This window comes from Mesorhizobium sp. M1396, assembly GCF_040317725.1.
Taxonomy (GTDB): domain Bacteria; phylum Pseudomonadota; class Alphaproteobacteria; order Rhizobiales; family Rhizobiaceae; genus Mesorhizobium.
Window position 1 is genome coordinate 64,567 of the sequence record NZ_JAMYLA010000025.1, and the last position, 12,072, is coordinate 76,638.

The 12,072-nt window shown below is 61.9% G+C and carries 11 protein-coding genes; 4 read left to right on the forward strand and 7 right to left on the reverse strand.

Translation table 11 applies throughout. The features are described from left to right. The first annotated feature begins 54 nt into the window (after positions 1–54). From NKH02_RS17915 to NKH02_RS17925, 3 genes are read left to right on the forward strand one after another with little or no spacing between them, the layout of a single operon-like run. The gene (locus tag NKH02_RS17915; protein WP_352872412.1) at positions 55–528 is read left to right on the forward strand and encodes a CYTH domain-containing protein; all 474 of its coding nucleotides are present in this window, start codon (positions 55–57) and stop codon (positions 526–528) included. Continuing rightward, positions 525–1,457 (forward strand): CHAD domain-containing protein, encoded by a 933-nt coding sequence (locus tag NKH02_RS17920; RefSeq protein ID WP_352880397.1) that lies wholly within the window; start codon positions 525–527, stop codon positions 1,455–1,457. The genes NKH02_RS17915 and NKH02_RS17920 overlap by 4 nt, the downstream gene beginning before the upstream one ends. A gap of 51 nt (positions 1,458–1,508) precedes the next feature. Next, a complete protein-coding gene (locus tag NKH02_RS17925) occupies positions 1,509–2,336 on the forward strand; it encodes a YiiX/YebB-like N1pC/P60 family cysteine hydrolase (RefSeq protein ID WP_352872416.1) in 828 nt (275 codons plus the stop codon). 65 nt (positions 2,337–2,401) lie between these two features. On the opposite strand, the gene NKH02_RS17930 is transcribed toward NKH02_RS17925, so the two are convergent. Both NKH02_RS17930 and NKH02_RS17935 read right to left on the reverse strand, forming a co-directional pair. Next, complete coding sequence (locus tag NKH02_RS17930) at positions 2,402–3,778, reverse strand: adenylate/guanylate cyclase domain-containing protein (RefSeq protein WP_352880399.1); 1,377 nt, start codon at positions 3,776–3,778, stop codon at positions 2,402–2,404. Positions 3,779–3,896: 118 nt separating this feature from the next. Continuing rightward, entirely contained in the window at positions 3,897–4,697 is an 801-nt protein-coding gene (locus tag NKH02_RS17935) for a helix-turn-helix domain-containing protein (protein ID WP_352872419.1), read from the reverse strand. A 113-nt stretch (positions 4,698–4,810) separates the two neighbouring features. Here NKH02_RS17935 and NKH02_RS17940 point away from each other — a divergent pair, with 113 nt between their 5' ends. Next, positions 4,811–5,671, forward strand: a complete 861-nt coding sequence (locus tag NKH02_RS17940) for an SMP-30/gluconolactonase/LRE family protein (RefSeq protein WP_352880401.1) — start codon at positions 4,811–4,813, stop codon at positions 5,669–5,671. Between the two features lie 576 nt (positions 5,672–6,247). On the opposite strand, the gene NKH02_RS17945 is transcribed toward NKH02_RS17940, so the two are convergent. From NKH02_RS17945 to NKH02_RS17965, 5 genes are all read right to left on the reverse strand, one after another. Next, positions 6,248–7,972, reverse strand: coding sequence for a vanadium-dependent haloperoxidase (locus NKH02_RS17945; protein WP_352880403.1), 1,725 nt, complete (start codon positions 7,970–7,972; stop codon positions 6,248–6,250). A 596-nt stretch (positions 7,973–8,568) separates the two neighbouring features. After that, the gene (locus NKH02_RS17950) at positions 8,569–10,302 is read right to left on the reverse strand and encodes a SulP family inorganic anion transporter (protein WP_352872432.1); all 1,734 of its coding nucleotides are present in this window, start codon (positions 10,300–10,302) and stop codon (positions 8,569–8,571) included. 68 nt (positions 10,303–10,370) lie between these two features. Continuing rightward, positions 10,371–10,649 carry a helix-turn-helix domain-containing protein gene (locus NKH02_RS17955; protein WP_352872434.1) on the reverse strand — a complete coding sequence of 93 codons (279 nt, stop codon included), beginning with the start codon at positions 10,647–10,649 and terminating at the stop codon, positions 10,371–10,373. Positions 10,650–10,919: 270 nt separating this feature from the next. Continuing rightward, positions 10,920–11,639 (reverse strand): phosphatase PAP2 family protein, encoded by a 720-nt coding sequence (locus NKH02_RS17960; protein WP_352872435.1) that lies wholly within the window; start codon positions 11,637–11,639, stop codon positions 10,920–10,922. Between the two features lie 14 nt (positions 11,640–11,653). After that, positions 11,654–11,995: a hypothetical protein gene (locus NKH02_RS17965; RefSeq protein ID WP_352872436.1), complete on the reverse strand. Its 342-nt coding sequence runs from the start codon at positions 11,993–11,995 to the stop codon at positions 11,654–11,656. Positions 11,996–12,072: the final 77 nt, after the last annotated feature.

Here is a 12,072-nt window from a genome sequence, read left to right on the forward strand (position 1 = left end):
AAACTGTGTACATTGTCTTGCCATGAACGGCGGCAACCGCTTTAGTGCGCGGCCATGGGCAAGGAAATCGAACGCAAATTCCTGGTTTCCGGCACCGCATGGCTGGAACTGGCCGAGGCGGATATCCGCATCCTGCAGTTCTATCTCGCCGCCGGCCCCGCGCGCACGGTGCGCGTGCGCATCAGTGACGGCACTTCCGCCAAGCTGACGCTCAAATTCGGCGGCAAGGCGCGCGAGCGCGACGAGTTCGAATATTCGATCCCCCTGTCGGAGGCGATGGAGATGCTGGACTTCGCCCTCGGACGTGTCATCGAGAAGACACGTCACCATGTTAGGCACCGCGGCTATCTCTATGAAGTCGATGTCTTTGGCGGGCCGCTGGCGGGACTTGTGGTCGCCGAACTCGAGACGCCGGAGGACGTGCCGGACGAAATGCTGCCTGACTGGCTCGGCCGTGAAGTGACCGGCGAGCAGAAATTCTACAACGCGTCGCTCGCCCTCGGGGGGATACCGGAGATCGCCGCATGAGCTTTCGCATCGATCCACGCCTGCCGCTGACCGACGAGGTCAGGCGTATCCTTGCCGAGGAAATCGGCAAGGCTCTGCATCATCTTGACGCCGCGCGTAGCAGGCCGGAGCAGGCGCTGCACAAATGCCGCAAGCGGCTGAAGAGCGCGCGTGCCTTGCTGCGCCTTGTTCGTTCCGGAGACGAAACATTCTGCGAGACAGAGAACCAGTGCTACCGCAATGTGGCGGGGCTGCTTGCCGGCCCGCGCGAAGCGACGGCGCTGATCGAGACCATCGACCGGCTGGCGGCAAGCTTTCCCAAGGAGAGCGCCGACGATGGGCTGACCGCCGCACGCGACAGGCTGATCGCCCACCAGCATGAATTGCACGAAGGCAGCGGACTCGAAGCGGCGATCGGCGCGGCGACCGCCGCTTGCGAGGAAGGCCTCAAGCGGATCGAAAGCCTCGTCTTGCCCGACCAGCCGGAACAGGCCGCGGACGTGCTTGCCGAAGGCGCACGTGCCACGCTGCGTCGCGCCAGAAAGGCGCTGGACAAGGCCGGATCGCGCGGCGAAGCCAATGATTTCCACGATCTGCGCAAGGCGGCCAAGACCCACGGCATGCATCTGTCGCTGCTCGGCAGGCTGTGGCCGACACCGATCAAGGTCCGGCGCAAGGCGGTCGACGAACTGGGCGAGCGGCTGGGCGACCTGCACGATGTGTTCGTCATGCGCGACCTGCTCGAGGCCGACGGGCGTCCGCTCGGACCGCACGAGGACACCAAGCTTCTAGGCAAGCTTTTGAAGCGGTCGGAGAAGCAGCTGAAGAAGAGCTGTCTGGCCGAGGCGGCCGAACTGTTCGGCGACAGTCCCAAACGCTCGACGCGCAAACTGGCGCGCAAGGCGCGCGACGATCTGGCTTCGCCGCCGGAAGACGCGACGGTCAGCTGACCGACATGCGGCTGGCGCCCGGCTGCCCGCCTATGCTAATCGCCATAGGATATGACCGAGCCCGGCAACACGCTTCTGGATCGACTTGGCCGCTGGCTCGCCGGCCGGCTGCAGGAAGAGTCTTCCGGCTACGAACCCTACACGCCATCCGATGCCGAGACGCTGCGCCGCACGCTTGAGCCCGGCGACATCCTGCTGATCGAGGGCAACCAGAAGATCTCGGCGGCGATCAAATACCTGACTCAGTCGACCTGGTCGCATGCGGCCTTCTATGTCGGCGACGCGCTGGCCGAACCGGAGGACGGAACGGAGAGGCGGCGGCTGATCGAGGTCACGCTCGGCGAAGGCTGCGTGGCGGTGCCCCTGTCGCGCTATCGCACCTACAACACCCGCATCTGCCGGGCGAGCGGGCTGACACCGGAGGACCGCGACAAGGTCGTCGCCTTCATGGTCAGCAAGCTCGGCCTTAAATACGACCTCAAGAACATTTTCGACATGCTGCGGTTCTTCTTCCCGACGCCACCGGTGCCGGTGCGCTGGCGCCGCCGCATGCTGGCCTTCGGCTCCGGCGACCCGACGCGGGCGATCTGCTCGACGCTGATCGCCGAGGCCTATGGCCAGATCCGCTATCCGATCCTGCCCGAGATCACCCGTGCGCCCGGCCGCGCTTCGGCGCAGTCGAATTATTCGCGCAAGGAAATCCTGCACATCCGCCACCACTCACTGTACACGCCGCGCGATTTCGACCTGTCGCCCTATTTCCGCATCGTCAAGCCGACGCTGGAATATGGTTTCGACTACCGGCAGATGGTCTGGGACGACAAGGCAAGCACAGACGCCGCAGCCGCAAAGGCTGGCGCAATCGCCTCGGACACGTGATGGCCCCTATGGCGCGGCCTACCGCTAGCCAGCCGAGGTGCAGGCGTTTCACATGGCGGCCTATATCACGCCGAAACCGCAATAGCACCCTGGTTTTCGGCTCTGTGTTCGACCCAGACATGGACTGGTTCGTCCCGGCCGCGGATGCTCACCGGTCCATGATCGCGCGCATTCAACTGTGTCGTGGGCGATTCCGCCTTCGCGGCCTCAATCAGTCGTGACCCAAAGCAAATATTCGCCTGAAGCTCACGGCAGAGCGACTGCAAACGGCTGGCGACGTTGACGGTGTCGCCCACCACCGCGAAGGACAAATTGCGCTCGCTGCCGACCGCGCCGATGACCACTGCGCCATATTGTGCACCGATCCGAACGTCCAGCGGCGGGTATCCCCTGGACACCCGCTGGACATTCCAGTCTTCGAGAGCGGCGACCATCGCTTCAGCACACTGAATGGCCCGAGTCGCGTCGTCATGGCTGGCTTGCGGAACCCCGAATGTCGCCATGATGCAATCGCCGATATAGTTATCGACGGTGCCATTGTGGTCGAAAACGACCTGTTCCATGCGACGGTGGAACTGACGCAGAAGTTCGAACACTGCTTCGGCCGGATGATCCTCGGAATAGTGTGTGAAGCCGACGATGTCGGCGAACAGCACCGCGATATCCTGCCGGCGGACCGGGCCGAAGGGCTCGTCATCGGTGGCGAGCTGGTCGACGACATTGGGCGAAAAATGCCGGGCGAGATTGGCGCGGGCGCGCTCTGCCTTGACATAGTCTTCCGACAAATGTCGGGAACGATAGACGACCAGCGCCATGATCGCGCCGATAATCAGCACAACCAACACGTTGGTCGCCTGCGCAAATGTATCGACGAAATTGGGGTTGAGATAGAGGTTCAGTCGCTCTGTCACCGGCAGCGAATAGAGGTTCGTCGCCGGAATGACGGTTCCCGGATGAGAAATCACCCATCCCACCCCGATCGCCCATGTCAAGGCCGCGAGCGCGCCGAGATAGAGCGCCAATCGTGTCGAAAGGGTCAGCGCGCCAAGGCATACGAAAATCAGCAGGAATTTGAAGCTGCCCTCGCGCAGTTGCATCGCGGCTGGTGCGACCTCCAGGGAAAACGGGTTGGGCGTTACCAGCAGAACGGTCAACAGAATGATGTCCAGCGTACCGACGAGGTAACCGATCCACCATCGCGCCGTGCGACGGCGCGCAAAGAGAAACTGGATCAGGCCGACGAGCTGGAACAGCACGAGGCCCGCCAGCACGAAGAGCAGCGAAGCATCCCAGCGGCTGATCAATGAAAAGAAGCAGGAGATCACAGCGAGCGATGCCGTACGGGCCCAGAACTGCAATGCAGCACCCTGGCGTTCTGCGCGCGCCCGCAAATTTTTCAGGCGCGAATAGCGGCGAAGTTCAAGTGTTGGCGCGGTCGGCATAGGATCACTTCGATTTCACGGGGACGTGTCACGCATTCGGCAAACCCGCCCTCTTCAGTCTGGCAAATCAGTGCGCGAACTCTATCATGAATGTGATTTCATTTTTGAACCGCGGCTGTCAGGCCGGTAACGGGCGGCGTCCCTTTGCGGGAGCGGCGGGCCGATCGAACGCGCCGGCATCGCGCGGGTGCGGGCCGATCGGCATGATCGCGGGAAATGGCGTTGCACCGAAGGCAAACGTCCATTTGTAGCCAACCAGCCCATCCTCCGGCGTGGTGTGCTGATCGTGATGGGCCAGCAATTTGGCGCGGTCGGCGAGGTCCTGGGCCTCGCGCCGCACCATTTCCGCCGTCTCCGGCCGCATCCGCCTCGAGAAGCTGACGAAGGTCGCTTCGTTCTCGATATGGGTGATGGCCCAGCCGATGAAATTCTTGTTGGTCATCTCGAACAGCGGCCGCAGCGGCCCTTCGAAATTCCACTGGATCGGCGTCTCGACCAGCAATCTCGCCGACAGACCCCGTCGGAGCGCGATCAGGCCAAGTTCCTCCAGATCCCGCAGATAGAGGAACATCGAGGCTTCGCTCAGGCCTTGCGAGCGCATGATGCCCTCGGGCGTGAACTTCTCCGACAGCATGACGAAGATGAACAGCAGTGCCGGCCGGCCGGCGAGCCTGCGCTCGATCTCCGGCGCGATGTGGTTGACCGGACCCGGCCCCCTGTTCATCGAGCCGAGCACGTTCTCCAACTCGACGCCGGCAGCGGCGCAGATCTCCATCAGCCGGTCGAGCTTGCAGTTGCGCTCGTGGAAGATGCGCTTCACCGTCGGCTCGGAAACGCCCATGCGTTCGGCGAGCTCGCGGTAGGTGACGCCCTTCGCCTTCAGCGTCCGCTTCAGCGCGTCGAAGATCAGGCCGTTCATGGGATGCACCTCTTGTCGGGAATTTCGTATCGATTTTCGATACTAGTGGTAATATGGCTTTCGGGAAAGTATCGAAAATCATAGCTCTCCGTTGTCATCACAGGAGACCAGCCATGAAAACCTTCGTCACCTCAGCCTTTCTCGCCGTCATCGGCATCGCCGCAGTGCCTGCCGCCCAGGCCGGCGAACTCTGGCGCGCCACCGGTCTCGAACAGCCGGAATCGGCCCTGTTCGATGCCGCCAACAACCGCATCATCGTCTCCAATATCGTCGGCAATCCCGGTGAGGCCGACGGCAACGGCTATCTCAGCGTGCTGTCCTTGGACGGCAAGACGGTCACCCAACACTGGACCGACGGCATGGATGCACCCAAGGGCATGACAATATCGGGCGGCAAGCTCTATGTCGCCGACATCACCAAGGTTCGCGTTGTCGATCTCGCCAGCGGCAAGCTCGTCGCCAGCATCGCGGTGCCGAACGCGGTCTTCCTGAACGACATGACATCGGACTCGTCGGGCAAGGTCTATGTCACCGACATGCTGGCCGACACGATCTATCGCATCGACGGCGACCGGCCGGAACTGTTCGTCAAGGACGCGATGCTTGCTTCGCCCAACGGCGTCTTCGCCGATGGTATCAGGCTGATCGTCGCCTCCTGGGGCAAGGGCATCAAGCCCGACTTCAGCACGGCGGAGCCGGGCGGGCTGCTGTCGGTCGACATCGCCAGCAAGGTGGTTTCGCCCTTGCCGGACGCGCAGAAATTCGCCGACCTCGATGGTGTCGTCGCCATTGGCGACACCATCTACGCCACCGCCTACATGACCGGCACGCTCTACCGCTATCATCCCGGCGCCGCGCCGGAAGCGGTGGCGCATTTCAAGCCGGGCAGCGCCGACATCGGCACCGACGGCAAGTCGATCCTCTATGTGCCGCTGATGAACGAGGGCGAGGTTGCGGCGCTGAAGCTCGACTGAGTGTCATAGGGGCCTCAAGCCGATCTCCGAGACATTCGCCAACAGCCTCGAGATGGACAGTCGTTCGTCGGCGATGACCGCCAACTCGAACTCGTATTGCGGCTAATAAACGACGTCCCCCGGATCGGCCGACCTTGCGCCAAGTGCCAATAGCGGACATTGCCGAGCAGATATTTTGATGTCGCCTTTGGGGCCGTTTGCTGTCCGCCCGGTTATTGCCGAGGGACCAGTTAAAGCCGCCGTTCGGCTCACGACCTCGTTGCGGCTTTAACCAAGGGCACAATGAAGGCTCGATAGGCCCAACCCAGACATTGAGATGAGCGCCTGTTTTCAGAATCTGCGCCCGCTCGGATGGGAACCCGACCAACCTTCAGCAATCATATTCACCCAGGCCCGCAAGGGCGCAGGCATGAATCTGCTGGAGAAGTAGAGGCGCGGCCCTTCGAACGATTGCCACCAGTCCGGGAGAACCGATCCGCCGAAACAATTGCGCGGGCCCGAGGTCCCTTGTCGACAGTCCAGTGCCTGACACAAAGGCCGCCGGACGGCGGCCTTTGTGTCAAAGAAGGATTTTCGCTATTTTTTATAGGCCGTATCGACGACCTTTTTGGCGACCTCTGTTCCGGCCACCGCGCCCGCGGTAGCATCAAAGTCCCAGTGGACACCCAGAACGACCCGGCTACGGTTGTTGTCTTCGATGATCTTGTCGATAGTGGCAAATTCCCGCCAGATGAACTCGCGAGCTGATGACCTTAGATTGTCGATCGACGCACCATTAAGTTCGTCAGACACATGCTTGATCCCCGCTCCGTTGATCGTTGGCAGCATATTTTCATCCTCAGCCGGCTTTCTATCCTTGCGCACCATCTTAAGGACATGGAATGCAGCCGCGCCAAATGTTGCGTGGCCGGACGGGTATGCGGGGAAGTTGGGCGTGAACGCGCCCAAAACATAGTTCAGGTCCGGGTTTGGCTCGCATCCGACTCCACCGGAAACGGGAACCGTTGCGCCGCCTAGTCCGCTTCCAAGGAATACGTCTTGGACCGTCCTGTCCTGAAGAGCATCGAGCGATGAAGTCGCGGCCGCTGCTGCTTTCTCGGCAAACGGCGCCGCGTCAGCTGAGGCTTCAGATGCTACAAACGCGATGCCGGCCCCAGGGAGACGATTGTTGGTCTTGGGCGCGCCGAGCGGTCTCCACGTTGGGTCGCCTCCTTCTGCTTGCGGCGCTTCCCTGATCCCAATCACAGGGCGCGGTACCTTCCACTCGTATTTAGCATGCCATGCGACGTTGCCGGCATCCGACATCGCCAGATTGCAGAGCGCCAGTAGGCGGGCGATCCAAGCCTCGTCCATGCCGTCGGCGATCGCGATTTCGCGAATTATTTTATTGTAGAATCGCGGAGGCGTGCCGAGAAAGCGCGGCCCGTCGTATGCCCAAAAGTAGCCCACCTCCAACTGATCAGTTTCGTATTTTGGCTGGTCGGTGCCCGCGTTCGGCTTCAGATACAACTGGCCTGCCTTCTTGACGTCCTCCAGGGAGTCTTTCCACTGTTGAGACGTGGTAGCCGGTGGCTCAGGAGGAAGAAAAGTCTTCTCCACGTCTTCCCTGGTGATGATGATGGGATCGATCACCTTTGCGTAGATCTGACCGTAATATCCTTGACCGCAATGATAAGGATCCGGCTGGTGGAAGCCTTTGGCGGGTTGATAGTCTTTGATCTCAGTCGGATGAATTGCCCGGAGGATTTCGGGACCATTAAAGAGCGCATGAAAGTCGGGATGATTGCCAAAGAATCGGCCGGCTTCCCAACTCCTTCTGTTGTTCACGCCGTCGGGACCACGGAAGTTTCGAATGAACTCGTTCTCGCTGTCTTTGATGAGAGCGGCGTGGCTTCCTGTGTCGTAGATGTAGAACACTATCGCCGCGGCCGCACCGCCAACGAAAAGGTCCTTGTCAACATCCCCCGGGCCGATGCCTTTAACGAAGTACGGCTTGAACCCGGAACTCGGATCTGCCGTGAATAGTGCATCCGCGATGACGGCATGAATGACGCCGAGTGCTCTCGCTGATGCGACTGGCCCGGGAGCGCGCGGGAGATCTTTTGCGTTGTCGCCTGTGAAGCTATGGTCCAGGGCGTTCAGCTTCAGTGCCACTTCGTTCCAGAAAAGCACTGCGCTGTCCTGTACCGACACTGGAGATGGCTGGGCTGCGTTGCCTTGGCTGCCATTTGCCAATGCAATACCCCCGCCCGCGAAAGCGGCCCCGAGAGTCAGCGCTGCACGTCGATTTATCATGTCCATTGTAGCCCCCCTTAAGCGTTGCGTTGCAAGATAAACTTGTATACGTTTAAGTAAATAAAGAAAAGGGGATGCGCCTAATCATCGGCGGCAGCGTAAAAACTCGCTTTGGTTGAGATCGACTTCCATGTGTGTTGTGCCAGCACACGCGGCGTAGGCATTTTCTTGTCACTAGCCCACCTTGGCTGCCATCGCCTTGGAAGGTAGTCCTGCCTTGGGTTCATTCAGACGGTCACGGGCTTGAACGTCAGCGCGATCTAAGCAGCTCGTTCCGCCACATTTCCATCTCGCCGCCTTCACCATATTTGGGCCGATGGATAGTGTGGCCCATCAGCATGCGGCGCAGTTCCTCGTTGGGCGTCCGTTTTTCATCCGGTCCTCGAACGAATGCCTCTCAAGGCACAACCCCGACCGCTACAGTGGTGCCGACAATGTCCGCTTTCAGGCTGCGGCAAAATTGACCGTAACGTCCGAAACGCATGCGGCGCAAAGCGGTCGCTCACGTCGCGCCTTGCGTGAGCCAACTCAGGATCAAAAGTTGGCGTTCAACCGGCGGACACCTTGCACAAAGCGGCCACCGGCCAGCAAATCCTGGTTGCCTACTCCGCCTCCAGCTTTCCTTTCAGCTGCGCCCGGGCGTCCCGGATCGAAGCGGCATAGGTCACCAGCGGACGCTTGACGCCGTGGTTGATCAGCATGCGCCGGATCTGCGGCGCGGCACCCGATATGATGAAGCGGACACCGGCGCGCTTGGCCTTGTGCGCGGCGCCCTCGATGACATTGGCCGCCGTCGAATCGAAGAATGGCACGGCCGAGCAGTCGAGGATGAAGTTCTTGCGCTGGTCGGCGATGCGGTCGAGCACGGTGCCGACGGTCGACGCGGCGCCGAAGAAGAAGGCGCCCGAGATGCGGTAGACGACGGTGTCGGCGTCGGTCGCCTCGCTGGAATCGTAGACGCTGGTGCTGTCGGCCTCGTCCTCCCGCACCAGCGGCTGATCGGCCTCGACCGCAATGCTCTTGGCCATGCGGTCGATGAACAGGATCGATCCCAGCACAAAGCCGACGACGATCCCTTCGGTGAGGTCGCGGAAGATGACGAGCAGAAAGGTCGCCATCAGCACCAGCGCGTCGCCGCGAGAAGCGCGCAACAGCGTGGCGAAGGCCTGTTTCTCGAACATGTTCCAGCACACGACCGCCAGCACGCCGGCAAGAGCGGCGAGCGGGATGTAGCTGGCGAGCGGCGCGGCCACCAGCATCAGCGCCAGCAGGATGGCCGAGTGGACCACGCCCGAAATCGGTCCGTGGGCGCCGGCCCGCACATTGGTCGCCGTGCGGGCGATGGTGCCGGTGGCGCAGATGCCGCCGAACAGGGCGGACGCGATGTTGGCAAAGCCTTGCGCCACCAGTTCACAGTTGGAACGATGCCGCCGGCCCGTCATCCCATCGGCGACCACCGCCGACAGCAGCGATTCGATCGCGCCGAGCAGGGCAAAGGCTATGGCATCCGGCAGCACGGCGACCATCCTGTCCAGGCTGATCGGCGGCAAGGCAGGCATCTGCAGACTGCGTGGAATACCGCCAAAGCGGGTGCCGATCGTTTCGGCAGGCAGTGAAAGAAGCGCCACGGCCAGCGATGCCAGCCCGATGGCGATGAGCATGGCGGGCCAAGTCGGCCGCCAGCGCCTCAGGCCGGCTATGGTGACGATGGTCAACACCGCCACGAAGGTCGCCGCGGGGTTGATGGTGCCGGCCGCCTCACCGACCGCGATCAACTTCGGCACCAGCGGTCCCGGCTCCCTGCCGGCAAGCTTCAGCCCGAACAATTCGACGATCTGTCCTGAAAAGATGATGACGGCGATGCCGGCGGTGAAGCCGACCGTCACCGGATAGGGAATGAACTTGATGTAGGTGCCGAGCCGGAGATAGCCGATGGCGAGCAGGAAGACGCCTGCCATCATCGTTGCCAGCAGCAGGCCATCGATACCGACCCGGGCAACCGTCGCGGCCACCAGCACGATGAAGGCACCGGCCGGACCGCCGATCTGGAAGCGGCTGCCGCCGAGCGCCGAAATGATGAATCCGCCAATGATCGAGGTGTAGAGGCCGCGCTCCGGAGTCACGCCCGAGGCGATCGCGATCGCCATCGACAATGGCAGCGCGACGATGGCGACCGTCAGCCCGGCGATGGCGTCGGCCTTGAAGTTTGCGAGCGTGTAGCCCTCGCGCCAGACCGTCACCAGTTTCGGCGTGAACAGTTCGGAAAATGTCGGCTTTGCCGATTTGTGGGCCGACTTATGGGCCGTTTGATGCACCGCCCGCTGCGTCTGATCCATGAACTGCCTTCCGCACCCTGAAAGCGGCGGGATCGTCGGCAGGACTGTCGGCGGTCGCCGTCGCGACTTTATGCCGGCTCAGCCTTGGGATCTGGCGGCACGACAGGCCTGAGGCGCACGCCCCGGCCGCCGCGCTCGCTGGTCTGGTTCTCGCCGATCAACTCCACCCCGGCCTCGTCGAGAGCCTGGATGACCTTCATCAGCGTGTCGACCACGCCCCTGACCACGCCATCGCTCGCCTCCATGCGTTGTATCGTTGGAAGCGAAACGCCGGCACGCTCGGCGAGCGTCTTCTGATCGATGCCGGCCAGCGCCCTTGCGGCGCGCATCTGCGCGGCAGTGATCATCGGCCGGAATCCCCGTCTGAGTCTGCAGAAATAATGTATAATACCATCATTATGATGTTTCAAGCATCAATATGAACGTCTGGGACATAAGCTTCGTCGCCTGACCAGCCATTTTTTCAGATACTTCCCGAGGATTGCGAGCTAGGGTGTCCCATCTGGCGTGGGAGGTAACGCGTTGACTGTTTTCAAGACCTTCGTGACATCGGCAGCCTTGCTGTCCGCGGTTTTCCTGTTGGCGGGTTGCGGGCATGGGCTGATCAACCGGCTGATCTAATCTCCAGTCTCGCTGTCGCCGTTCGGGCGCTGCCCGCGCCATCGCTGCCACGCTCGGGCAGTGAGCCAGCACAGCATCGCCCAGATGAAGCCGGCGCACCAGCCGGCCAGCACATCCGACGGCCAGTGCACACCAAGGTAGATGCGGCTGATGCCGACCAGCAGCGTCGTCAGCACCGCCAGCGACAGCACATAGATCTTCGTCGTTCGCCCGGGTAGGAAGCGCGCGGCCAGCGCGCCGAGCGTCAGATAGGTCACCGCCGACAGCATGGCGTGGCCGCTCGGAAAAGACAGCGTTGTTTCGTTGACGAGATGCGAGACGAGTTCGGGGCGCGGCCGATCGATCCCGGCTTTCAGGAGGCTCGACAGGACCTGACCACCGGCCACCGCCACGAAGATAAAAAGGGCGGTCGCCGGCCTGCGGATAAGCAAGAGATAAAGGATTACCGCCGTTACGATCAGCACCAGCACGCTGCCGCTGCCCAAGCTGGTGATATCGCGCATCGCCCCTTCCAGCCAGGGCGGGCCGATCGGGCTGTCGGGCTGACCCGCCTTGCGGAAGGCGAGCATGATTTCGGTGTCGAAAGCGTGCGGCGTGGTGGCCCGCGCCACCTCCATCAACTCCTCGAAGCCCCACAGGCCGGCGGCGATGGCAAGGCCGGCCAGCAGCACCGGGAATTCGATCCGGTTAAGCAGTGTGTTCGCGGCGTTCTTCATCGGCAACTCGCCTGTTACAACCGACCTTGCAGATAGGGCCCGAGCGTGATCAGCGCCACCGCGGCGATTGCCAGCATGATGCCGGTCGCCTGCAACGCGTTGACGCGCTCGCCGAAGAAGACGAGTGCCACGGCATTCACCGAGACCAGCTGGATGACCGCCGACAGGCTGAACGACACCGACATGCCGAATTCGCGGATCAGCCGCAGCATGATCAGATTGCCCAAGGAATAGAGCGCCAGCGTCAGCAGGATCTTGCCAAGGCTCGGCGCCAGGCCCCATTGCTTGGCCGCGGTGGCCGCCAGCAGGAAAATGACAGTCGAAAAGCCGAGCTGCAGCAATCCCGAAAAACTCAACGTTTCATCCTCTCTCGAACGGCTTCCGCCGCGTGTGTCGCGGACGTTGTTTCCGAAGCGCGCCGGGACGTCAAGCG